Annotated in this window: 17 protein-coding genes, 1 tRNA gene and 1 pseudogene; 13 read left to right on the top strand and 6 right to left on the bottom strand. The window is 51.3% G+C overall.

Annotated elements, in window-relative coordinates:
* Positions 1 to 389: 389 nt before the first annotated feature.
* The gene (locus J5W70_RS03490) at positions 390 to 1,397 is read left to right on the top strand and encodes a glycosyltransferase family 2 protein (RefSeq protein WP_180973671.1); all 1,008 of its coding nucleotides are present in this window, start codon (positions 390 to 392) and stop codon (positions 1,395 to 1,397) included.
* A 178-nt stretch (positions 1,398 to 1,575) separates the two neighbouring features.
* Here J5W70_RS03490 and J5W70_RS03485 read toward each other — a convergent pair whose 3' ends face one another.
* From J5W70_RS03485 to ruvB, 3 genes are all read right to left on the bottom strand, one after another.
* On the bottom strand, positions 1,576 to 2,706 hold the full coding sequence (locus tag J5W70_RS03485; protein WP_022397683.1) for a diflavin oxidoreductase: 1,131 nt from the start codon (positions 2,704 to 2,706) through the stop codon (positions 1,576 to 1,578).
* A 35-nt stretch (positions 2,707 to 2,741) separates the two neighbouring features.
* Positions 2,742 to 3,761 carry a beta-ketoacyl-ACP synthase III gene (locus J5W70_RS03480; protein ID WP_022397682.1) on the bottom strand — a complete coding sequence of 340 codons (1,020 nt, stop codon included), beginning with the start codon at positions 3,759 to 3,761 and terminating at the stop codon, positions 2,742 to 2,744.
* A gap of 121 nt (positions 3,762 to 3,882) precedes the next feature.
* The gene (gene ruvB / locus J5W70_RS03475) at positions 3,883 to 4,902 is read right to left on the bottom strand and encodes a Holliday junction branch migration DNA helicase RuvB (protein ID WP_022397681.1); all 1,020 of its coding nucleotides are present in this window, start codon (positions 4,900 to 4,902) and stop codon (positions 3,883 to 3,885) included.
* Between the two features lie 139 nt (positions 4,903 to 5,041).
* On the opposite strand from ruvB, the gene J5W70_RS03470 reads away from it, so the two are divergent.
* From J5W70_RS03470 to J5W70_RS03440, 6 genes and pseudogenes are all read left to right on the top strand, one after another.
* Positions 5,042 to 6,523 (top strand): beta-N-acetylhexosaminidase, encoded by a 1,482-nt coding sequence (locus J5W70_RS03470; RefSeq protein WP_022397680.1) that lies wholly within the window; start codon positions 5,042 to 5,044, stop codon positions 6,521 to 6,523.
* Positions 6,524 to 6,882: 359 nt separating this feature from the next.
* Positions 6,883 to 6,972: transfer RNA gene (locus J5W70_RS03465), tRNA-Ser, on the top strand.
* A gap of 121 nt (positions 6,973 to 7,093) precedes the next feature.
* Positions 7,094 to 7,764, top strand: a pseudogene (locus J5W70_RS12935) (DNA adenine methylase).
* 271 nt (positions 7,765 to 8,035) lie between these two features.
* Positions 8,036 to 8,479 carry a hypothetical protein gene (locus J5W70_RS03450; RefSeq protein WP_146021361.1) on the top strand — a complete coding sequence of 148 codons (444 nt, stop codon included), beginning with the start codon at positions 8,036 to 8,038 and terminating at the stop codon, positions 8,477 to 8,479.
* Positions 8,472 to 9,629 carry a DGQHR domain-containing protein gene (locus J5W70_RS03445; protein WP_022397678.1) on the top strand — a complete coding sequence of 386 codons (1,158 nt, stop codon included), beginning with the start codon at positions 8,472 to 8,474 and terminating at the stop codon, positions 9,627 to 9,629. Before J5W70_RS03450 ends, J5W70_RS03445 begins: the two co-directional genes overlap by 8 nt.
* 53 nt (positions 9,630 to 9,682) lie before the next feature.
* Positions 9,683 to 10,546 carry a toll/interleukin-1 receptor domain-containing protein gene (locus J5W70_RS03440; RefSeq protein WP_022397677.1) on the top strand — a complete coding sequence of 288 codons (864 nt, stop codon included), beginning with the start codon at positions 9,683 to 9,685 and terminating at the stop codon, positions 10,544 to 10,546.
* Positions 10,547 to 11,011: 465 nt separating this feature from the next.
* Here the strand turns inward: J5W70_RS03440 and J5W70_RS03435 are convergent, their stop codons facing one another.
* The gene (locus J5W70_RS03435; RefSeq protein WP_022397676.1) at positions 11,012 to 12,532 is read right to left on the bottom strand and encodes a M60 family metallopeptidase; all 1,521 of its coding nucleotides are present in this window, start codon (positions 12,530 to 12,532) and stop codon (positions 11,012 to 11,014) included.
* An 873-nt stretch (positions 12,533 to 13,405) separates the two neighbouring features.
* Here J5W70_RS03435 and J5W70_RS03430 point away from each other — a divergent pair.
* The 4 genes from J5W70_RS03430 (at position 13,406) to J5W70_RS03415 (ending at position 18,471) form a co-directional block, all read left to right on the top strand.
* A complete protein-coding gene (locus tag J5W70_RS03430) occupies positions 13,406 to 14,623 on the top strand; it encodes a DUF2254 domain-containing protein (RefSeq protein ID WP_180970917.1) in 1,218 nt (405 codons plus the stop codon).
* A gap of 425 nt (positions 14,624 to 15,048) precedes the next feature.
* Entirely contained in the window at positions 15,049 to 16,302 is a 1,254-nt protein-coding gene (locus J5W70_RS03425) for a sialate O-acetylesterase (protein WP_215840616.1), read from the top strand.
* Between the two features lie 166 nt (positions 16,303 to 16,468).
* Positions 16,469 to 17,668: a sialidase family protein gene (locus J5W70_RS03420; protein WP_215832925.1), complete on the top strand. Its 1,200-nt coding sequence runs from the start codon at positions 16,469 to 16,471 to the stop codon at positions 17,666 to 17,668.
* A 467-nt stretch (positions 17,669 to 18,135) separates the two neighbouring features.
* Positions 18,136 to 18,471 (top strand): DMT family transporter, encoded by a 336-nt coding sequence (locus J5W70_RS03415; protein ID WP_102727590.1) that lies wholly within the window; start codon positions 18,136 to 18,138, stop codon positions 18,469 to 18,471.
* Positions 18,472 to 18,540: 69 nt separating this feature from the next.
* Here the strand turns inward: J5W70_RS03415 and J5W70_RS03410 are convergent, their stop codons facing one another.
* A complete protein-coding gene (locus J5W70_RS03410; protein WP_022397670.1) occupies positions 18,541 to 20,475 on the bottom strand; it encodes an NAD(+) synthase in 1,935 nt (644 codons plus the stop codon).
* A gap of 330 nt (positions 20,476 to 20,805) precedes the next feature.
* Between J5W70_RS03410 and J5W70_RS03405 the strand changes: the two genes are divergently transcribed.
* On the top strand, positions 20,806 to 21,555 hold the full coding sequence (locus J5W70_RS03405; protein ID WP_022397669.1) for a class I SAM-dependent methyltransferase: 750 nt from the start codon (positions 20,806 to 20,808) through the stop codon (positions 21,553 to 21,555).
* 174 nt (positions 21,556 to 21,729) lie between these two features.
* On the opposite strand, the gene J5W70_RS03400 is transcribed toward J5W70_RS03405, so the two are convergent.
* Positions 21,730 to 22,134: a hypothetical protein gene (locus J5W70_RS03400; protein WP_022397668.1), complete on the bottom strand. Its 405-nt coding sequence runs from the start codon at positions 22,132 to 22,134 to the stop codon at positions 21,730 to 21,732.
* A gap of 327 nt (positions 22,135 to 22,461) precedes the next feature.
* On the opposite strand from J5W70_RS03400, the gene J5W70_RS03395 reads away from it, so the two are divergent.
* A complete protein-coding gene (locus J5W70_RS03395) occupies positions 22,462 to 23,241 on the top strand; it encodes a PP2C family protein-serine/threonine phosphatase (protein ID WP_102722150.1) in 780 nt (259 codons plus the stop codon).
* Position 23,242: the final 1 nt, after the last annotated feature.

Genomic DNA, 23,242 nt, shown 5'->3' with positions numbered 1-23,242 from the left:
AAGTGCCGTATTTCATGGAATCATCCTTCTTTGGTTATCCGGAAAAACAGGAATCAGGATAGGAAAGCAAAAAGCATTTTATGTTTTGTTACTAAAAATGAGAACTGATGGCTTAACCGCGAATTTCTAATCCGGATTCAATAAAAAATACTTAATATAAATGGTGACAGTTGAGGGGAGGCAATCCTGGAAAGAAATGTCCTTCCTGTCGTGCAGCAGCATGAAGCCGTATAAAAAACTCATAATGTGCATGTTGGTAAACCTTCATGTATCCGGACAAAGAACCCGGATTAGAAATCCTGTATTTCTCCACCGAGTTTTAAATCTGGAAAATGGAAGAAAAGAACAGGCATATCCGGGATAGCCGCTATGGTTGGATAGAATTCAGCGTGATTTTAATCGTCTATAATCTGGAGCATTATTTGAGAAAAACCGTTCAATCCGTATTGGATCAGGAATTTAAGAATTTTGAATTGATCATCGTTGATGACGGCTCGACGGATGGCACCCTTCAAGTGGTGGAATTTTTTCAGGATTCCAGAATTAACGTCATTTCCCAGGAAAATGGAGGCGCTTCGCATGCCAGAAACACGGGAATGAAAGCGGCCAAAGGAAAATACGTGGCATTCCTTGATGGAGATGGCTACTGGTATCCTGATCATTTGAAGATGGCATATGATTTTTTCCGGAAGCATCCCGGCGTGTACGTTTATGCCGCCAGATATACATGGAACAAGGAGGATTGCATTCCCCGCAGGAAGGGAAAACCGTGCTCCTTCGTAGTCAGGAAACTGGGGTTAAGAGGGCTTTTATCCATCCATACGAGCAGCGTTGTTCTGAATTCCTCCCTGGCATCTTCTCTTCCCTTGTGGGAAGCAGGCATGAAATACGGAGAGGATGTCCTGTACTGGATGCGGTTGATGAGAAGAACGGCGATGATTGGCTTGGGAAAAAAAGTGGGCTCCATCTATGTACAGCGTGCCGGCTCTGCCATGCAGGAGCAGGCTTGCCGTGATATTTCCGTGGAAGACCTGCTGACGCGCCGGCTGGAGGAATGGAAACTGATGCCGCACAGGGAATGGCAGTTTGCCGTGCACTTTTTAATTTTGCGGGAATTACATGTGCCCAGACTGCTGAAGATGGAGAAAGAAGCCCGTATCCGGTTCCTCAAAGAGATTGGTTCCATGCTGCATGGATGGCTGGAGGGACCCTGTTTTAATGCTTATGTGCAGGCCTGCTCGCGGGAGGAGCCGGCTGAGATGGAAAAGGCGTTTGACAAGCTCCAGGCCCGGGTAAACTGCTGGTGCGTCTGGGCGGACAGGGCGGAAAGATGGTGCATGCGCCCCTGGTCCCTCCTGGTAAATGGGTTGTATAAGGGATTTCTATGGGGCAAGTAAATTCCCTTTCCGCAAGGGGCCCGGAAAACCCGGAAAAAGGGATGGAGGAAAAAAGGCAAGCCGCTCTTCCCTGCGTCAACCGGATTTACCGGTAACGGCTTCTCCGTAGTAAAAAGAAAAAGCGCCTTCCCACGGATAGTGGAAAGGCGCGGTAAAAGGAAAGAAAGCGTATACCGGATTAATACACGTCCCGCTGGTAGCGGCGGTGCTGTTTCATGTCCGCTACGTACTCCGCAGCTTCTTCCGGAGTCTTGTGGCCCCAGGTCTGGATAACTTCATGAAGGGCGGCGTCAACGTCCTTGGCCATGCGGGAGGCGTCTCCGCAGACGTAGAAGCATGCGCCGTTTTCCAGCCATTTCCAGAGCTCTTCGCCTTCCTGGACCATGAGATGCTGAACGTATACCTTCTTCTCCTGGTCACGGGACCAGGCTACGGACAATTTCAATCTGCCGTCCGCCGTCAATTTGGCCAGCTCGTCTTCATAGCAGAAATCGGTAGCTTTGTATGGGTTGCCGAAGAACAGCCAATTGCCGCCCTTGTCCCCGGAGGCGATGCGTTCCTCCCAGAATGCCCGGAAGGGGGCGATGCCGGTGCCGGGGCCAACCATGATGATGGGGGTATCCCCGTCTTCCGGCAGGCGGAAATTCTTGTTGGTATGCACGAACACCCTGGCCGTATGTCCCGGCTGGAGGCGGTCCGCCATGTAAGTGGAGCACACGCCGCCGCGCTTGCGGTCCCGGGCCGTGTAGCGCACCGCGCCCACGCACAGATGCACTTCTTCAGGGTGGGCGTTCGGGCTGGAGGCGATGGAATAAAGGCGCGGCATGATCTTTTTCAGGATGCCTGCAAAAGCCTCCGCAGATTCAAAGGAGGCCGGATACTCCGTTGCCAGATCCAGCACGTCGCGTCCCCACAGGAAATCGCTGAGCGCGTCCTTGTCCCCGGCCAGCAGGGTTTCCAGCTCCTGACTGCCGGAAGCGGTTGCCCATTTGGTCAGCAGGGCCTTGTTGACATTGGTGATGTCATAGCAGTTGATCAGGGCGTCCCGCAGGCTGGCGGCTCCCCCCTCCGGCGTGGGAACCTGGGAATCCGGGCTGAGGCCGAGCTTTTCAATCAGGGCGTCCACCAGGGAAGAATCATTGGAGGGAATGACGGCCAGGGCGTCTCCGGCAACGTACACCATTCCGGCGCCGTCCAGGCTGTATTCAATATGGATCGTTTCTTTCGGGCTGCCTTCCCCGGTGAGGTGCTTGACGGAAAGGACGGGTGCGGGGAACGGATTCTTTTTGCCGTACGGTTCGGTTGTCATGTGTAATGTAAGTTTCTGGAATGGAATAACGGAAATTACCAGCGGATGGCTGCAGCGCCCCACGTGAGGCCTGCGCCGAAGGTGACCAGGACGACGTTGTCCCCCTTGCCGAACCTGCCGGTGCGGCGCGCTTCGTCAAAGGCGATGGCCACGGCGGCGGCGGAAGTGTTGCCGTATTTCTCAATATTGATGAACACCTTGTCCTCCGGGATGGAAAGACGCTGGGCCACGGCGTTGATGATGCGGAGGTTGGCCTGGTGGGGAATGATCAGCTTGATGTCGTCCGACGTCAGGCCGGCGCGTTCAATCACGCTGGCGGCGGAATCCTTCATGCGGGGAACTGCCTGGCGGAAGGTCTCCTTGCCGCGCATGGCGAGGGTAGCCAGGCGTTCGTGGGCGTTCTCCACCGTGGTGGGGCAGCGGGAGCCGCCGCCCGGAATCTGGAGCAGGTCATGCAGGGCGCCGTCCGTGCCGATGTCCGTAGCGAGGATGGAGCCTTCCCCTTCCTCTCCCGTGGAAGCCTGGAGCACGGCGGCTCCGGCGCCGTCCCCGAACAGGACGCAGGTGGTGCGGTCCTCCCAGTTGACGACGGTGGAAAGTTTTTCCGCGGCGATGATGAGGGCCGTCTTCATCTGGCCCGTGCCGAGGAACTGGACGGCCGTTTTCATGGCGAACAGGAAGCCGGAGCAGGCGGCGGAAATGTCAAAGGCGGCGGCATTCTTGGCGCCCAGGGCGTCCTGGATATAGCAGGAGGTGGAAGGAGTGAACGTATCCGGCGTAATGGTGGAGACGATGATCAGGTCGATATCCTCCGGCTGCAATCCGCAGGATTCCAGCGCCCGCTGGGCGGCCTTCGTCCCCATGTGGGAGGTGTACTCGTCAGGGGCGGCGATGCGGCGTTCCACGATGCCCGTGCGTTCGATGATCCATTCGTGGGAAGTGTCCACCATCTTCTCCAGGTCCGCATTGGTCAGACGGCGTTCCGGAACATAGGAGCCCGTACCGATGATCTTGACGGGCAGTCTTTTAAAGGCGATATCAGAATTTGCGGCCATAGCTTTGGGCGTATGATGAACAGAAAACGTCCTGACGTTTTATGTGGGGACAGTCTAAAAGAAAGGAGGCCTGATGACCAGCACAAAACACGGGACTCCTGCCATGCCGTAAACGGATGGCTTACAACAGCCATCCCTGTCCCTTGGCGGGCGGCGTGGCCCCCATCTTGAGATAGGCGGAAGGCATCGCCACGCGTCCCCTGGGGGTACGGTTGATGTACCCCTGCATGATCAGGAAAGGCTCGTGCACGTCCTCCAGTGTGGACGCGTCTTCCCCTACGGCCACAGCCAGGGAGGAAAGTCCCACGGGACCGCCGTTAAACTTGTAAATCATGGCTTCCAGCAGGCGCTTGTCCATCTCGTCCAGGCCGTCGTCGTCAATCTCGATCATGGTCAGGGCATCGTGCGCCAGTTGCTCCGTAATCACGCCGTCGCCGCGTACCTGGGCGTAATCCCGCACCCAGCGCAGCAGGGAATTGGCCACGCGGGGAGTGCCGCGGGAGCGCAGGGCGATCTGAAGCGCGCCTGACGGTTCCACGGGAACGTTCAGCAATCCGGCGGATCGCTCGATGATCGCGCACAAATCCTCCTGCGTGTAATAATCCAGCCGGTTCACGAGGCCGAAGCGGGAACGCAACGGGCTGGTCAGCATCCCGGCGCGGGTGGTGGCCCCCACCAGGGTGAACTTGGGAAGATTCAGCTGGATGGAGCGGGCGTTCGGGCCCTGGTCGATAATAATATCCAGCCGGAAATCCTCCATGGCCGGGTACAGGTACTCCTCAATGGCCGGATGCAGGCGGTGGATCTCGTCAATAAACAGGATGTCCCCTTTTTCCAGATTGGTCAGCACGCCTGCCAGGTCCCCCGCCTTCTCGATCTGGGGGCCGGACGTCGTATGGATGCGGCAGCCGACGGCATTCGCGATAATATTGGCAAGCGTCGTCTTCCCCAGGCCAGGGGGGCCGCTCAGCAGAATGTGGTCCAGCACGTCGTCGCGCTGTTTGGCGGCTTCCACCATCAGCATCAGGCGGTCCTTGATCTTCTCCTGCCCGCGGAACTCGCTGAAGGCAGGCGGTCGGAGGGACAAATCAAAGGCGGAGGGGGGTGTCTCCGTAGTGCGTGTGTAAAAGGACTCTCCCATGCGCAGGACTAGCAAACCTGTCTTTGAGGCATCCGTCAAGATGGAAGTGCAGGCGGGAAGCGCCTTTTCCGGGACATGCCGTAAGCCTCTGGTCTTTTTTGATTGCGGATGGAATACGGTTCCGTCAGAATCGTGCGCAATGAAATGGCGTATCCTACCTCTTCTGCTGGTGATGAGCGGCAGCGTTTTTGCCGCTGGCGGCGTGGAATCCCGTCCCTATCACATCATCCCGGAACCCGTCGAAGTCAGTACTTCCTCCGGAGTCTGTAAATCCCCCAAAATCCTCAAGCAGGCCGCCAATAAGGCCCTGGGGCCGGAGGGATACAAGCTCACCATCAAGCCGCAGGGCGTGGAAATCCAGGCTGGCGATCGCGCGGGCCTCTTTTATGCCAAAAACACGCTGGAACAGCTCCAGGCCCAATACAGGGACGGCGGCATACCCTGCGGCGTCATTGAAGACAAGCCCCGGTTTGGATGGCGCAGCATGATGATGGACACCGCACGCCACTTCGTGCCGGTGGAGGACGTCAAAAAATTCATTGATGTGATGTCCTTCTACAAATTCAACAAACTCCATTTCCACCTCACGGATGATCAGGGCTGGCGCCTTCCGGTGCCCGGATACCCCAAGCTGGAAAGCGTGGCCTCCAGGCGTAAGGAAACCTTTGGCAACAAAACCCCCCATGGCGGCATGTACACCAAGGAACAGCTCAAGGACCTGGTGAAATACGCCGCCGCCCGGAACATTGAAATCATCCCGGAAATAGACGTGCCCGGCCACAACCAGGCCCTTTGCACCGCCTATCCGGAATTCCTCTGTTTCCCGAACCCCAAGCTGGAAGTGCGCACGAATGCGGGCATCTCCTACACGCTGGTATGCCCCGGCAACCCGGACGTCTGGAAATTCTACAACGCCGTCTTCAATGAACTCAAGGACATCTTCCCGTCCCAATACGTGCATCTGGGCGGAGACGAAGCGCCGGAAGACAACTGGATGAAATGCCCCAAATGCGCGGACTTCCGTGAGAAAGCCGGTATCCGTGAGGAAAACAAAAAGGCCGCCGCGCAAAAGGAAATGGTGGAATTCTTCACTAGGTGCGCCAAAATGCTGAAAAGTCGCGGGAAAACGGCTGTTTTCTGGTACGAGCCCATGGGCAAATACCCGGATGGCGTGATCGTCACTACGTGGAGAGGCGGCCACACGCCTAAAACGGTAGCCAACACCACGGGCGACAAGGTGGACGTTATCTGCGCCCCCAACGGCAAATGCTACTTTGACTATCCCCAGCTTCCCGGCGACTGGCCCTCCGGCCAGCCGGACACGGGCTGGATGCCCGTCAACACGCTGGAAAACGTGTACTCCCTGGAACCGGGACACGGCCTCTCCGCCAAGGAAATGGAACGTGTGCGCGGCGTAGACTGCTGCCTGTGGGCGGAACGCCTGCCGAACATTGAACGCGTCTTCTACCAGGCTTACCCGCGCGCCCTCGCTCTGGTGGAAACCGCATGGTCCCCCAAGGAGGTGAAAAACCTGAACCGCTTCAAGGACAAACTGGAATTCCACAAAAAATTCATGCAGGAAAAATGGGGCATCAGCCTCGAACGCCCGGAAAAGAAATAAGGACCGGACAGCAAGAGTCCCTTCCTGAAAGACGCAAACGCTGAAAAATAGGAGAACGTCTTTTGCCTTTCTAAAAGAAGAGAGGCATCGGGCACGAAGAACTCAACCTTGTTCAATGACAGGCTTCTGTAGATAACAGAAGCCTGTTTTTTATATGGTATGCATTGGTTCTCTCTTACCATCCCATTTTCAGGCTTCCCTGGATACCTATGCGCCTTCCATCCTTTTCAGGCAATGGACCGAAACGTGAGAAGAGCCTAGAAAAACAGGAAAACGCCTCCCAAGTGAAAAAAAGATTGCCAAGCCTCTCTTCTGCCGTTACATTACCCCCGCTTTCCTATCTAAGACAATCTATCAACGGGCAGGTGTCAGAGTGGTCGAATGAGCACGCCTGGAAAGTGTGTGTACTGGCAACAGTACCGAGGGTTCGAATCCCTCCCTGTCCGCCATCAATTTTTTGCCGCAATATATCATTATGAACATATTGCGGTTTTCTTATGTAGGAGGATGGGGAAGAAATGGGGAAATTGAAACCAGATACTGGACAAGTCATTTACGATTCGCTATGCTATGCAAATCGACCATACTTCAATGATTTCTTCCGCATCGTCTCACAGCAACCAAGAAATTCTACCTTTTTTGAAATGGGCCGGGGGCAAAAGGTGGCTGACACATTCACATAAAAATATTTTTCCTCCATCTGATAGTTATAATAAGTATATTGAACCATTTTTAGGAAGCGGTTCTATTTTTTTTATTTAAAACCTCAAAAATCTATTCTCGCGGATATTAATTCTGATCTCATTGAAACTTTTAATGTAGTAAAAGATAATCCCTTAGAAATTGAAAGTATATTACTTTATCATGATAAACATCATTCAAAAGATTATTACTACCATATTAGAAATAAAAAATTCAGAAATCCAATAAAAAAAGCGGCTAGATTCATTTATTTGAATAGAACTTGCTGGAATGGGCTTTATAGAGTCAATAAGAAAGGTGATTTTAATGTTCCTATAGGGACAAAAACGAGAGTACTGTTAAATACAGATAATTTTGTTTTAGTGTCAAAAATATTAAAAAATGCAGATATTGTAGAACAGGATTATTACGAAACTATTTCAAAGGCGAAAAAAAATGATTTTGTCTTCATTGATCCTCCATATACAGTAAAACATAACTCCAATGCTTTTATAAAATATAATGAAAATTTATTTTCATGGAAGGATCAAAAAAATTAAAATATATTGTTGAAAAATCTCTTAATAAAGGGTGCAAAATACTTATCACAAATGCCCATCATAAGTCGCTTATAGATCTCTATAAAGGATTGGGAGAAATGATTTGTCTTTCAAGATCAAGTGTACTAGCTTCAGATTCTAAAAAAAGAGGCGTATATGAAGAATTAGTTATTAAATGTGGTTATTAAATGTTATGAATCATAATCTTTCAAAATCTTTTTTATTATGTTCTATCACCTGGATATTATGCTCTTTACCTTCATTTATTACTATGTCATTAATTTGGTACAATGACATTTTATTGAAATCTCCAAATATAAGTGGGATAGAAGGAAACGAATTATTGTTATATATAATTTCTTTTTCTTCGTTTATGATTCCTTTGTATTTTTCTTATTTTAATCCAATTATTGAAAAGAGAAGAAAGCTACAAATATGTATTGGAGTACCAGCACTTATTATTTTTATATTTTCGACAGTATTATTTTGCCTATTAAAACTAAAAACATCTGACGCTAGTGTAGAAAAACAATATGTCGTTTTTAATTTAATAATAATTTTATATATACTGGTCATAGTATTGTGGCTATTCCATACTCATGCTTCTTCTCCACCTGATACGGAATCTATAGAAAAAAAGAATAATAAAGACTTACTTAGATTAGATAAGCGTTTAACTTTAAGATTGAATAAACAGAAGTCTCGTTATGAATAATATAACAATAAATGTATTACAAGTAAAACAACCTATAGGTACTTTTTATATTGCATCAATCCCTTGTTATACAGTTGCTCAAATGGCAACAGCGGATGTACGACGTATGGAAGACAGAGATATGGAGAAGTATTTAGGTATTCAACGTCCGTTAAAAGACGAACGCGTTAAACAATTGCAACGATATGTTAAGACTGTAGATGCAACATTTCCTACTGGTGTAATTTTAGCCATTGACGAAAAATGTGCATCTTTAGATGAAGATAGTGGAGAACTGACTATATCCGAATTTATTGATAACGACAATCCTACGAATAATATAACTTTTGATAAAATAGCAAAGGTTATAGATGGTCAACATAGGATAGCTAGCTTTGTTGAGTTTGATGAAAATGGTCAAAAAACATTTACTTTTGATAAATCAGTAGAATTTGATATAAACGTCTGTATTTTTATTGGAGCAGATATATCGCAACAGGCAACTATTTTTTCTACTGTTAATCTAGCCCAAACAAAAGTAAACCGAAGCTTGGCATATGATCTAGCTGATTTTGCTAGTTTTAGAAGTCCACAAAAAACATGCCATATGATAGCAGTAATGCTTGATGCTCGAGAAGACAGTCCATTGTACAAACGTATTAAGAGATTAGGAGTAAAAACAGTTGGTCGTGATACTGTTGAGCCATTGACCCAGGCTGTATTTGTTGAGTCATTAATGAGATTTATATCTTCCGATCCTATGAAAGATAGAGATGATTTACAACGAGGCAAAAAATTATCTATTCCAAACGAAATTGACTCTCGAAAACTACCTTTTAGAAATTTATTTGTAGAAGATAGAGATGAGGATATAGCTTTCATGATTTATGAATATTTTCATGCGATAAAAAATAAATGGCCAAAATCATGGGACGATTTGAATACAAAAGGGAATATTTTGCCTAGAAGTAATGCTTTTAAAGCATTTATGAAATTCCTACACTATATTTTTCAAAATATAACGGGGCAGGTCTTAGATAGAAACGATTTTAAAAGTTATTTTGTAAAGTCATCCTTAGTTGATGGGAATATAACTTCTGAACAATTTCTTCCAGGAAGTGGAGGAGAATCTTTATTTTATAAAAAATTATTGGAAGGAGCTCCAAGTTAAGTAAGCGTTGTTTATGCTGAAACTTTAATAAAACTTTATTAAGGTACTATTATATGAAAACACCAGCAAAAATATTCATATCCTATTGCCATAAAGATAGAGCTTTTTTAGCTGGCCTTTCGAGTCATATGATTGGCTTGATAAGATCTGGATTGATTGCTAAATGGACGGATTATAAGATCAAACCAGGAGACCATTTGGATGGTTCAATTCAAGAGGCACTAAATAATTCTGATATTGTATTATTATTAGTATCAGTAGACTTTTTGAATTCAGAATACTGTATCGCTAAAGAATTTCAAGAAGCTCGAAATAAGCAGTTAAAATGTGATTGTCCGAGGATTATTCCAATAATAGTAAGATCATGTGATTGGTTATCTATTGAAGAGCTGAAAGATCTTAAAGCATTACCGATTGATGGGAAACCTATTAAAAGTTATACAGATCCCGATAAGGCATATCTTGAAATTATTCATGGCATTCGTAATATTATAGATGAGAATGAAAAAAATTCCTGTGGAAATAATGAAATAATGATTCAAATACCGCAGCATTTTGAATCAGCTTTTATTTTATACAATATATTGGACGAGTGCGTAGAGGAATTTAATAGAGGAATATGCTTTCATAAATATAGATATGAAGATATTTTATATTTTTCAGCAGATGGTGTTAAAAATAGATGGGACTATAGAACATATCATCCATATAGAATCCCTAATTTATATCAATTCCTTCGAATCAAAAAAGAGCTCGTTAAATTAAATTGGCTTATTGACGAAAAAATCATTTCAAATGGAGACTCTAAAGAATACCATTATACGCTTAATCCTGATATTGATATGAAAAACGCACTGGATCAAATTAAAAGTATATATAAATTCTGCGAAAGTGATAGACATTACAATTTTAATTAATATGTATGTTTGATTTTATCTACATATTTTTTATATATTTTATTAATAGTCATCCCATATATGCTGGACAATTTTCATAGGAATCATTTTAAAATTAATTGTATCCAGTGATTTTCCCATAGAAATTGTTCTAGGGAATTCTTCATAATTTATTTGTAAATTTTATTCCTTATTTTTACTTTCTTAGAAATTCATATCCAAGGATAGTATAGGACTAGTATTTTTATAAATGTAATGCTTCATAACCAGAATATTTTATTCTGAATATCCAGAATCATTTGTAAAGATTCCAGTGGGAATGGCTAGAATTAACCTACATAAATCTGAAAAGTTACCGGCAAAATGAACTTTTCGCTTTTTCTGTTTCAGTCATTTCCCTATAAGGAAATAATTATCATTTTTTACCAAGACCTATAGTATACCTAGTATTGGTTAAGAATAATCCGAATTTTATCATAGCCTCTCCTACTCGCTTATTCCTGCAATGTCAGTTTTAGGTTTTGGGTAGGCTTTATCGGCAATCCATTTTTTCGTTTCTGCTACCATTTCGGGGGTGACGGTGAAATCGTAATTAGCATAATCGCCGATATGGAATTGTCCGGTTTTGAAGAAGCCCCATTTCTCGAAGAAATCGGTCAGATCGGTTTTCGTGACGTCACAGCATGCCCTGATGAATTCGAACTGGTATTTGATCGTTTTATTTCCGCCGTAGTTTCCCGCGTTGTTACGCAGATATTCCATGACGTCAGGGTAGAAGTCGGGATGTCCGTTTTCGGTAAAGTAGAGATGGAGCTGCCACAGGGGGACCAGCTTGTTGAAAACGTCCTTTGATTGCAGGTAGGCAATTTTCCCATCGATGATTTCCTTGCGCGCCTTGTCGTAGCTGTCCTGGCGTTTCAAGCGGCTTTCATTGCCCGTTTTGGCGGCGGCTTGAAGAGAGAAGATGTTGTTGCTGACTTCCGTCATGCCGCCCCAGGTCATCGGGCGCATTTGCATCACGTGGCCGACTTCGTGGGAGAAGCCCCAACAGGCGTCGCCTTTGAGGACGTTTTCAGGATCGGTCACCATTCGCATCGTACCATTGTCTCCCAGGTAGGCTACTCCATCACCGTCGCGGAACATGTAGTAGTTGAAGTTCACGCGGGCAAAGACGCGGTTTTTCGGGATTTTGCCGTATTTCTCAAGGCCCATCAGCTGGTATTGGATGCCTATCAGCTTGTCGTAGGCGTTGATGAGTTCAGTGCCGCGGTCCCTGGTGAATTTTTTCAGGAATTCGACGGGGTAAGCAACCTGGATGTATTTTCCCCGGGCGTCCATGATCGGGGAGACGGCCTGGTCAAGCAGGCGTACCCAGTCTTCGTTGGTATCGCCCCGGGTGGTGTCGAAATAGCCGTTGACTTTGCCCGTCACGAAATGGACGGGGATTTTCGGCGCCGTGTCGGCATCATTGCTGAAGTAGCTGATGTAAGCGTTGGCGGGCGTTTCTACATCAATGATGTTGATTCCTTCCTTGAGGGGAATTTGCTTTTTGTGCAGTCCCCAGCCGTTGGGGTCTTTCGTCGGCTGCACTCCTTCGGCCGGCTTGCGCATCAGGTTCGGGAGAAGGAGGCTGATTTCACGCCCATCCGTCTTGCCGACCAGCACGACGTGCTGTCCTTTTTCCAGGTAGACGCCCGTCATGTTGTCGTATTTGCTGAATCCCTCTCCGATTCTGAGGTTTTTGCCCGTCTGGCGCGGTGAGGGGATGGCCTGGTATTCGGCATACAGGTAGTCCGGCTTGTAGTTGCCTGCCAGGATTTTGTCCGCGAGTTCCTTCATCGCGTCAGACTGGAAGGCGGAAATGTCTTTAACATCCTGCTTCAAAGCCGTGCAGGAGGCATCCTTGAATAGCTGGAGGTCGTTGCCGATGCTTTCCGGAGTGTTGGCCGCAAATACGGATGCGAGCGACAACAGGGGCAGGGTGAGGAATGAAGTGATTCGGTTCATGATAACGTGGGAGTGGGTGATTCTACGATGTTACAAGTTACATTCTCCGTTTTCCTCTTCTTTCACCATTTCTCTTTTTACCGGCAAACGAAAAAATCAACTCGCTTCAACGGAAGACGGGGCGGTTTGATGAATGGGAACGCTCTCACGTTGTATAGCTGGTTTTCTTTTCGTATGGCGTGTTTTTTAAGGCTTCCATGTTTTACTCAATTGCCTTCCCATACTGCGGTAGTCCTGATGAGGGCGTTTGCGACTGTAACCCTTGAGCCATTTGATTGAGTCCTTCTGAAATTCTTCGACATCGGCATAGAATTCTACCACGCGCCTCCCCGCAATATTCTCTTCCTGTCATCCGTCAGAATGGCTTTTATGTGCCATCTGTGTTGCTGATAGAAGAACAACACGTTGTTGTTCAGGATGAGGGCTGCCTGATCGAGGCGTTTCTCCATGTAGAGAAAGCGGAGGCAACGGATCCATAGGTTTCTATGAGCATTTACAGGTAGATTCTGCCTGTGTTTTTGGGTTTGCCCGTACAGAGAGAGTCCGGCACAGCCGGGAACCTTGCTTTCCACAGCCATTCCTTGAAGCAAAGTCGCTCTTTTCGGAAGGATGGGAGCTGTTTTGAGTTGCTTGACTTGAGTGAACTCCTTTTCCAGTTTCAGAAACCATTTCCTGCGGTTTCCCGGATGCGGGGTTCCACTTCGAGAGACATTAAAGTTATAGAAATGATCGGCTTCTCACCCTCCTTTAAGAGTCTTATTCTTGAACGGAGAGGCTTCGATACTGTTTTAACAGGAGAGTAGCCTCCAACCGTTTTTCCAATTCCAGCTTCTGATGAAAGGGTCCTTCATTTTTCAAATCAGGTTATTGTTTTTGAGGGCTAACAAGCTTCTTTGGGTCAAGGCTACCTATTTTGCGCTGCTGGCTATTGTTACGGCTATTGCCTCCATTTACCTGGGCGAGTTTGTTCCGTTTGATATTTTTCAAAAGATCGGGGCCGATACGGTCGATACGATTTTGAACATCCTGGCTTCAAGCATGCTGGCGGTTACGACTTTTTCCTTAACCACGGTTGTTTCCGCTTATGCGGCGGCGACGTCGAGCGTAACGCCCAGGGCCACGAAACTGCTGATGGAGGATTCCACGGCCCAGAATGCTCTTTCCACGTTCATCGGTTCCTTCATTTTCAGCCTGATTGCGATTATTTTCCTGAATTCCGGCATGTATGACCAGCGGGGAAGGGTGGTGCTATTTGTTGTCACGCTGGGGGTGATTGCCATTATTCTGGTCACGCTTATCCGGTGGATTGAGCATTTGTCCAGGCTTGGCCGGGTGGGAGAGACTTCCGAGCTGGTGGAGGGAGTAACGGAAAGGGCATTGCTGGAACGCGCCCGGGAACCCTATCTGGGCGCCAATCCCCTCGTTGACAGGGAGCTTGATATTCCGGAAAATGCCGTTCCCGTCAGGAGTGATCAGACAGGCAATATTCAATATATTGATATTGAAAAGCTGGACCATCTTTCCAGGGATAGAGATCTTGATCTTTACGTCGTCTCGCTCCCGGGGGATTTCGTGTCCGTTACCTCGGTTCTGGTTTATGCTGACAAGCCTGTGTCAAATGAAACCCGGCGTGATTTGCTTGGAGCGTTTATCATCGGGCATGAGCGCAATTTTGAACAGGACCCCAGGTTTGGATTGTGCGTGCTTGCCGAGATTGCTGCCAGGGCCCTGTCTGCGGCCGTCAATGATTACGGAACGGGTATTGATATTATTAACCGGGGCGTGCGGCTGCTGACGAAGTATGCCCAGGAAGAACGCCGTCCCGGCGTGAAGCACGAGAGGATATGGGTGCCTCCGTTGACCGTCTCCAATTTGTTTTCGGATATTTTCAGCCCTATTCTGCGCGACGAAGGAGGGATTATGGCGATTGACATCAAGTTGTTGAAGGCTTTTGCTGCATTGCATGGCCTGGATAACGGGCAGTTCAAGGAGGAAGCCCGCAAGTATTCCCGCCAATGCTATGAACATGCATCCAGAACGGTAGTGCTGGATGAAGATAAGGAAGTCCTGAAAAAACTGGTCATTGATTAGCTTGCTTGTCTTCACGGTGAAGAAGAGGGGTTTTAGAGGTCCAGGTATGGTTGAATGGGCTGAATCTTATTAACGGTCCACAGTTTCCCGGATGGACCAGGTTGCAAAAAGGCGCTATTTTCCGGGAGAATCCATGGGAGAGAAATCATCATGGTAAAACGGATGGTTGCCTGGAATTTCCATGTTCATCAATGGGGCAGCTACGGACGTCATGTCCGTTGAGTAATATTCAACATTTTCATGTAAAGTGATTTTTGGGCAGGAGGAAGTTTCATTCATTCCCCGGTTATTTTCTTCAGCATGTTGAATTTTCGATAGGTACCGGACCGTACATGACCATGTTTCAGCGTATTGTCATGAAGGTAAGCACATGTTTTCGTACCGGAGTTCTTTTTTGCCTGTTGATGGCTGGCAGTCCTTATGGTTTGGCGGAGAAACCCGTTTTAACGGACTGGAATTACTTGCCGTCCTACGGACAGTCGCTTTCCGTAGGATGGACGGCCAAGCCGGTGGTGACGACGGAGCAGAAGAACGGCAATTTGATGTTCAAGGGCGGCGTCCGCCCTTTTGAGGGCGGCAATGACCGGAGCGCCGTGATTCCCCTGGTAGAAGGCGTTTCACCTGACGGCGCCAGGGGAGAGACGCCCGTTTCCGGCGCTGCCGGGAATTTCATGCGCCTGCTGAAGAAGCGCGCCTCCGGTAAGGCGTCCAACGTCCGGTTCCTGTGCTCTGCCGACGGTGTGGGAGGTGTCAGCATCGGTGTTCTTTCCAAAGGCAACGCCCCCTATCAGCGTATTCTGGATGATTTGACAGCGGGGCGCGAGCTCGCCTCCAAGGCCGGCAAGTCATTTTCCATGCCTTGTTTCCTGTGGACGCAGGGGGAAACCGACCAGCAGGACAGGAAAACCGGGGAATGGTACAAGGAGAAGATGCGCGCGCTGATTCAGGATATTGACGCGGACGCCAAGGCCGTTACCGGACAGAAGAACGATGTGCTCTGCTTTGGATACCAGGTTGCCTCCCATCTCAATTATTTTGCCCAGAATCCCACGGATTATCCCGCGATTGCCGTGGCCCAGCTGGATTTGGTTCTGGAAAAGGACAGCCGGTACATCATGACTACGCCCATGTACCATTTTTCCTATAGCGATGGGGTGCATTTGACCGCTCCCATGTCCCGGCTTTACGGGGAGTATGCCGGATACGTCATGTACAAGGTGCTGGTGGAGGGCGTGCATTGGAAGCCCATCCATCCCGTCGCCCATGCAGTTGGCAGGAAGGGGCAGGATTGGACGGTAGACGTGAAGTTTTTCGTGCCTGTGCCTCCGCTGGCGCTGGATACCAAGACGATCCTTGATCCGGGCAATTACGGCTTTTCCCTGGTGAACGGGCTGGGCGAACCTCTGGAGATCAAGTCCGTCACGCTGAACGGCAGAGACGCCGTCCGCATCATAATGTCGTCCGACCCTTCCGGCTGTCATCTCCGGTACGGAATGACCTTGAAGGAGAAACTTCCTTCCGGCCCGCGCACCGGAGCGCGCGGATGCCTGCGGGATTCCCAGGGGGAGAAGGTGAAGACCCGGATTCAGGACGTCGTTTACCGCATGGACAATTGGTGTCCGTTTTTCGACTATCCCCTGGATTCCCGGAATGGGATGAACAAGACGAAGTCCAGGTAGATTTTCATGTGACTGCCAGATTTTTTTGGTTTCTCACTCCTTCAGCATGGTTTATCCATTCCTTTGGAGAGAGTCAGAGTTTCTGCTCTGGTCTTAGGATGGTACGGCATGGATTGCGGTTGTAGAGCCCTTCGGAACAAGATAAAGTCCAGTAATGATGAATACCATGTTCAAGTTTTTGATGGGTGCGGTGTGCGCCGCAGTTCTGCCTGCCTTCGGACAGGGGGAGAAGACGGATTTTCCCACGGACAAGGCGGTGACCGTATTCAGCGCCGGGGAAGGGAACCCTTATGCGTCCATCCGCATTCCCGCCTTGCTCAATATCGGGAAGGGGCAGCTTCTGGCGTTTGCCGAAGGCCGGTATAAGAATACCGATCAGGGGGAGAACGACATTATCATGAGCGTCAGCAAGAATGGCGGAAAAACCTGGTCACGCCCCCGGGCGATCGCCAAGTCGCATGGGGCCACCTTTAATAATCCGTGCCCGGTTTATGATGCCAAGACCAGGACCGTAACCGTCGTATTCCAGCGTTATCCCGCAGGAGTCAAGGAACGGCAGCCCAATATTCCCCAGGGTTGGGATGACGAGAAGTGCATCCGCAATTTCATGATCCAGAGCAGGAATGGCGGTTCCTCCTGGACGAAGCCGGAGGATATCACGAAGACGACCAAGCGCCCCACCGGCGTGGACATCATGGCTTCCGGCCCGAATGCGGGAACCCAGTTGAAGAGCGGCTCCCACAAGGGGCGCCTGGTGATTCCGATGAATGAAGGGCCGTTCGGCAAATGGGTGATTTCCTGCATTTACAGCGATGACGGCGGCAAGAATTGGAAGCAGGGCCAGCCGACCGCCAATATGAAGGGCCTGGTGAATGAAACGTCCATCGCGGAGACGGATAACGGAGGCGTGGTCATGGTCGCGCGCCACTGGGGCGGAGGCAATTGCCGCCGCATCGTGTGGTCACAGGACGGCGGTGAGACATGGGGTGAAGTGGAAGATGCTCCGGAATTGTTTTGCGACAGCACGCAGAATTCCCTGATGACTTATTCTCTGACGGACCAGCCTGCCTTTGGCGGCAAGAGCCGCCTCCTGTTTTCCGGCCCCAGTGCCGGACGGCGCATCAAGGGGCAGGTGGCGATGAGCTATGACAACGGCAAAACCTGGCCGGTGAAAAAACTGTTGGGAGAAGGAGGTTTTGCCTATTCCAGCCTCGCCATGGTAGAACCCGGTGTCGTGGGTGTGCTTTATGAGGAGAATCAGGCGAACATCAAGAAGTTGAAGTTCGTTCCCGTGACCATTGAGTGGTTGACTGACGGAAAGGATACGGGCCTGCCTTCCGGCAAGAAACCCCCGGTATCCAAGTAGAGTTTTATTGGGAGGGAGGCCATTTCATTCTCCCTTCTGCGCGCTGTTCTGGCTGGTCCAAGCTTCCTTCATAGTAGCTCAAGTTATTGGTTAATGTCCAAAGCCATTCCAGCCAGCAGAAGTTTCTCCTGAAATGGTGCAAGGACACCCGTACGGGGTTGAATCTATGGCATCATTGATATCTGGCCGACAGGGCGGTCAGGCAGCAGAAGAGGGAGAAAAAGTGGCGCAAAACCGGTTACTATTAAAAACCTCTTGCAACAATGAATTGAGGGCATGCAAATTTTCCGGGTCCCGGCAGAGGAACAGGATTTTTTGCTTTGGAATTTCCAGGTATGACAAGGTGCGGATGGTTTGTCTGCTTGATTCCGGGGAGGACGCAGTTACCCTGCAAGGCATCCGTTGCCCTTGGAGCTCTTCCCATTCGGGAGGGCCGGCAAACGGAAGATGATTCCCCGTTTCAATATATGTCCTGGATTTATCTGGTGTTGGCCGGTCTCTGTGAGATCGGATGGCCTCTGGGCTTCAAGCTTTCACAGGCGCCCGGCACGGGTTCCGGCAGGTTTGCCGCCTGCATTGCGTTCTCCGTGTTCAGCATGGCCCTGAGCGGTTTTCTTCTGTGGCTGGCCCAGCGCAGCATTCCCATCGGCACCGCTTATGCGGTGTGGACGGGCATCGGCGCGCTGGGAACGTTTCTGGTGGGCATCCTGTGGTTCGGGGATTCCTCCAATGTCTGGCGCATGCTGGCGGCCACCTTCCTGCTGATAGGCATTATCGGGTTGAAGCTGGCCCCCGGGCATTGAGCTTCCCTGTAGGGCAATTCATGCCGGGGCGCCGGAGAAGGTCAGCGTGCAGCAGCCCTCCGGAAGGGTTCAACGGTGGGAAATATCTTTTTCCCACACTGTTCCGCAGGCGTCGGAAGGCATGCGCCAGTCTCCTCGCGGAGAAAGGGCAATGGTGCCTACCTTGGGGCCGTCCGGCATGCAACTGCGCTTGAATTGCTGCCGAAAGAAGCGGCGGATGAAGATGCCCAGGCAGCGGCGGATGAAGTCCGGCTGGAATTCGCCGCGGAAGGCGTGCTCCGCCAGATACAGGATTTTGTCCGGCTCTGCTCCGTATTTGATGAAATGGAAGAGGAAAAAGTCGTGCAGGTCGTAAGGCCCCAGCACGTCTTCCGTACGCTGTTCAATGGAGCCGTCGCCTGACGGAGGCAGAAGCTCCGGGCTGACGGGGGTATTGTTGATGTCCGCGAGGGTGGAGGCCAGTTCCGGAGACGATTCTCCGGCGATGTGTTCAATGAGGCACCGTATCAGCGTCTTCGGAATGGAGCAGTTGACCGCGTACATGGACATGTGGTCTCCGTTGTAGGTGCTCCATCCCAGGGCGATTTCCGACAGGTCTCCCGTTCCCACGACCAGCCCCCCGGTTTTATTGGCCAGGTCCATCAGGATTTGCGTGCGTTCGCGGGCCTGGACGTTTTCATAGGTAGTGGTGCGTTCGGCGGGGTCGTGCCCGATGTCGCCGAAGTGCCGGAGGCAGCATTCGGAAATGGGGATTTCCCGAAGCTCCGCGCCCAGAAGGCGGCACATGGTTACGGCATTGTCATGGGTTCTGTCCGTGGTGCCGAAGCCCGGCATCGTGACGGCCAGAATGTCGGAGGCGGGGCGCTTCAACGCCCGGCAGGCGCGCTCGCAAATAAGCAGGGCCAGCGTGGAGTCCAGACCGCCGGAGATGCCGATGACAAGCCGCCGTGCATCGGTGTGCTCCATTCTTTTAGCCAGTCCCGCTGTCTGGATGGCGATGATTTCTTCGCACCGTTCCGGGCGGTGTACGGGGGAGGGCAGAAATGGCCGCGCCGGATTAAAGGCGTATTCCAGACCGGGGGGGGCGGGAACTTCCGCCGGCAGCGTCAGATGAAGGGCATTTCCGGCAGGGGAAAGGGATTTGCTGTCATTGAAGGAGCTTTCGGAGAGGCGCGCCGCCGCCAGCCGTTCAAAGTCCACGTCCGCAAGGATGAGGGAGCTTTCCCTGCCGAACCGTTCGCCTTCAGCCGCCAGCCTGCCGTTGTCCGCAATGAGGGAATGCCCGCCGAATACGGTGTCCGTGGTGGATTCATGCACGCCTGCGGAGGAAAGGACATAGGCGCAGAGGCACCTGCCGCTCTGCTGCTTGACCAGTTCCCTCCTGTACGCGGCCTTGCCCGTGAGTTCCGTTCCCGCGGAGGGGTTGAATATGGCCCTGGCTCCCTGAAGGGCCAGTCCGGAGCTGGGGGGAATGACGCTCCACAGGTCTTCGCATATTTCCACGCCGAAGCTGAAGGAGGAGGCTGCATCCTGGAAGATGATTTCCGTTCCGAACGGAATATATGCCCCATTGACTTTAGCCTCCTTCGTCCCTGTTCCCAGCTCCCTGCCGGAGGTAAACTGCCGCTTTTCGTAGAATTCCCGGTAGTTGGGGAGCACGGTTTTGGGGATCAGCGCCAGCACTCTGCCGGACTGGATGACCGCCGCCGTGTTGTACAGGGCATCTTCATGCAGGAAGGGCAGGCCCGCCACGGCAATGGTGCCTGAGCCTTCCGTCGCTTCCGCAAAGCGGCGCAGGCCGTCCAGGGCCGCCTCCCGCAGGCGCGGCTGGAAGAAGAGGTCTCCGCAGGAGTAGCCCGTGATGCTCAGCTCCGGAAAGACGACGGCAGCAGCTTTCTGTTCCGCAGCCTTCCGGAATCCGTCCATGAGCTGGTCGACGTTGTAATCCACATCAGCCACGCGGAGCTGGGGGACGGCGGAGGCAAGTCTGTAATATCCGAACATGGGCGGCGCAGTCTGGAAAATGGAGCCCGCAGATGGTCGTTTTCCCGTAATCAGGACGCAATCCGGGAGAAGCGGGCCTGATCCGGATACTAAAAGCTCGTGAAAGACTTGTAAAGCCATCAGTGGGGACTGCATCCCGCCCGTCTGCCGGGAGGATGAGGAAGCGGCAGGAAAAGGTATTCGCCCGGCTGCCTTCAACGGGCCGGGCGGCGGGAGCGGCCCTTATGCTTTTTTCCTGAAATCCTGCGGTGCGGCGGCTTTTCATGCTCCGGGAACAGCATTGAAGCTGGAAAAACGGGAGAAAAGGAGTAAACCATCTCACAAAGCCCGATGAATAATACTGACCGATTTACCGGAAAAGCCGGGGCCTACGTTCAGGGCAGGCCCGGTTATCCCGCCGCCGTTGTTGAGCTTCTGACGCGGGAAACCCGCCGGGAGAATCCCCGAATGGCGGATATAGGTTCCGGAACAGGCATCCTGTCCCGCGCCATGCTGGAGCATGGCTGGACCGTGTACGGCGTGGAGCCTAACGATGACATGCGGAGGGAGGCGGAGAAGGTGCTGAAGGGTTTCCACCGCTTTCATTCCGTGCTGGGAACGGCGGAGCATACCCTGCTTCCCGGCGCTTCCGTGGACCTGGTAACGGCGGCGCAGGCGTTCCACTGGTTTGACGCCGCCGCGTTCAAGCGGGAATGCCGCCGTATTCTGGCCGCGGAGGGCAGGATAGCCCTGATCTGGAATTCCAGGGTGGAAGACGGCCCCATTGTCCTGGAGGAAGGGAACATCCATCGTCTTTACTGCCCGCGTTTTTATGGATTCAGCGGGGGCCTGGCCGACTTGACGGATAGAATCGGCGAGTTTTTCGACCACCGCTTCCGGGTATTCCGCTTTCCTAATGATCTGTCCTATACGCGGGACCAGTATCTCCGCCGCATGATGTCCGCCTCCTATGCCCTGACGGAAAAGGATGAGGGCCATTCCCCCTGGCTGGACGCCCTTAACGGGCTGTTTGACCGGTTTGAGACGGGAGGCCGTGTTACGGTTCCGAATGAAACCGTGGTGTATTTGGGGGCCTGCTGAGGACGCACCATTCATGCACTGCATCCGGAAAAGGATGTTCACGCGTTCCTTTGTCGGTTGTTTCCTTGGCCTCCATCCAGTGCGATGTTCTTCCGGCAGAAGCCCGGAACCGCAATGGCCCTTCTGCCGGAATATCCCGGAAATGTCCGGCAATGAAAAAAGGAAAGCTTTCTTTCAGTTCATGGATTGAAAGATGATGGCGGCAAGGACGGCGATGATTGCCAGAACAACAATGATGGTGGGAATATAGCGGGTTTTGTTCACGTCAAGAGTCCACTCCCTGTTGAGGCGGGAAAGATCCTCCCCTGCCGCGTAGCGGGAGAAAAGGTCATGGAGCTGGGAGTAATCCAGGGCTTTGGGAGCCATGTAAAGTTCCCTGTTCTTCCCGTTGACGAACGAGATTTCGCAATGGTAGTTTTCCGGACCGTTGCATGTGGCCTGGAGGAACTCGTCTCCGCGGCTGCAGATGATGAAGGCCTCCGTATCGTTTTTGATGCCGGAAAGGGCTTTCTCCTGTGTTTCGCAGGGATCTCCGGAGAGCTCCCAGACGATGGGAGGAAGGGATGAATGAAGGCTCATAATAGAAACGGTAGAGGAAGATTTCTCCTGCCGCCAGTATAAAAGAACTTCCTGCTTCATTCTTGAGAAGAGAACGGACCCTTGCATGATGCTCCGGAGGGTGACGAGCGCCCTGGCGGGGTACGGCATTCAACGATTGTCTTTCCGCGCCAATTCCGGGCCTGAATGTTTCTTCCGGGCACGTGTCGTCCGGATTTCTACGGCCCCGCATTGATATTTGCTTTTCCGACTCCGGAAAAATCATCCCGGGATGCAGACATGGCTTCTTCTCTCACGTTATTCTTGCTTTATCCCGGCGGGCCTGCCGTGCTACGATGGCTCACCGCCATGACGCAGCAGCCTTTTTCCCAAGAACCTTTTATGGTTTCCGGATTGCATGGGGACCAGATTCTGGGCGCCCGCAGCAATCAGCAGGATTCCTTTTCCATCCTGGCCGGGGATGACGCCCTGGTGCTGGTCCTGGCGGACGGCATGGGGGGCTATACCGGAGGGGAGCTGGCCAGCCGCGCGGCTATAGAAGGTTTTTCCCAGGCGTTTGAGCGGGAAAACCGGTCTCCCGGCAAGAGGATGAAAGACGCAGTGACCGCCGCCAATGAACAGGTGCGTACGGTCCGGAAGAAGAGGGGGAAGGATGACGAGATGGGCACGACGCTGGTAGCGGCCTGGATAGGGCCGGAAGGGCTGCGCTGGGTCAGCGTGGGAGATTCCCTTCTGCTGCTCATCCGGGAGGAAAAAATGTTTCTGCTTAATGACCTGCACCAGTATTCCGCGGAGCTGGAACGCATGGCGGATGAAGGTTCCATCAGCCGGGAGGAGGCCTTGAGCCATCCTTCCCGCCATTCCCTGACCTCCGCCCTGATGGGGAGGGAAGTGCCTTTGGTGGATCTGCGGGAAGAGTGCTTCCCTCTGGTTCCCGGGGACCGCCTTCTGGTCGCCAGCGACGGAGTGGGGCCTTATCTGGACTCCCTGGGCCCGGCGGGGATGCGGTACTTGTCCATGCTGTCCGCGGAGGAATTGGTGCGGTCCGTGCTGGAAGGCATCAACCGTGACGGCGCGCCCAACCAGGATAACGCCACGCTGATCTGTGCGGAAATAGCGGAAGCGTGAT

The sequence above is a fragment of the Akkermansia massiliensis genome (assembly GCF_018847375.1).
Lineage (GTDB): Bacteria > Verrucomicrobiota > Verrucomicrobiia > Verrucomicrobiales > Akkermansiaceae > Akkermansia > Akkermansia massiliensis.
This window is presented reverse-complemented; position numbering and strand designations above follow the sequence as displayed.

What these genes read in the sequence shown, in the direction of transcription:
- J5W70_RS03480 (WP_022397682.1), bottom strand. Translation starts at nt 3,761, where the DNA reads ATGGCCGCAAATTCTGATATCGCCTTTAAAAGACTGCCCGTCAAGATC.
- J5W70_RS03435 (WP_022397676.1), bottom strand. Translation starts at nt 12,532, where the DNA reads ATGAACCGAATCACTTCATTCCTCACCCTGCCCCTGTTGTCGCTCGCA.
- J5W70_RS03445 (WP_022397678.1), top strand. Translation starts at nt 8,472, where the DNA reads ATGAATAATATAACAATAAATGTATTACAAGTAAAACAACCTATAGGT.
- J5W70_RS03470 (WP_022397680.1), top strand. Translation starts at nt 5,042, where the DNA reads ATGAAATGGCGTATCCTACCTCTTCTGCTGGTGATGAGCGGCAGCGTT.
- J5W70_RS03405 (WP_022397669.1), top strand. Translation starts at nt 20,806, where the DNA reads ATGAATAATACTGACCGATTTACCGGAAAAGCCGGGGCCTACGTTCAG.
- J5W70_RS03485 (WP_022397683.1), bottom strand. Translation starts at nt 2,706, where the DNA reads ATGACAACCGAACCGTACGGCAAAAAGAATCCGTTCCCCGCACCCGTC.
- J5W70_RS03440 (WP_022397677.1), top strand. Translation starts at nt 9,683, where the DNA reads ATGAAAACACCAGCAAAAATATTCATATCCTATTGCCATAAAGATAGA.
- ruvB (WP_022397681.1), bottom strand. Translation starts at nt 4,902, where the DNA reads ATGGGAGAGTCCTTTTACACACGCACTACGGAGACACCCCCCTCCGCC.
- J5W70_RS03395 (WP_102722150.1), top strand. Translation starts at nt 22,462, where the DNA reads ATGACGCAGCAGCCTTTTTCCCAAGAACCTTTTATGGTTTCCGGATTG.
- J5W70_RS03415 (WP_102727590.1), top strand. Translation starts at nt 18,136, where the DNA reads ATGTCCTGGATTTATCTGGTGTTGGCCGGTCTCTGTGAGATCGGATGG.
- J5W70_RS03400 (WP_022397668.1), bottom strand. Translation starts at nt 22,134, where the DNA reads ATGAGCCTTCATTCATCCCTTCCTCCCATCGTCTGGGAGCTCTCCGGA.
- J5W70_RS03450 (WP_146021361.1), top strand. Translation starts at nt 8,036, where the DNA reads ATGTCATTAATTTGGTACAATGACATTTTATTGAAATCTCCAAATATA.
- J5W70_RS03420 (WP_215832925.1), top strand. Translation starts at nt 16,469, where the DNA reads ATGTTCAAGTTTTTGATGGGTGCGGTGTGCGCCGCAGTTCTGCCTGCC.
- J5W70_RS03410 (WP_022397670.1), bottom strand. Translation starts at nt 20,475, where the DNA reads ATGTTCGGATATTACAGACTTGCCTCCGCCGTCCCCCAGCTCCGCGTG.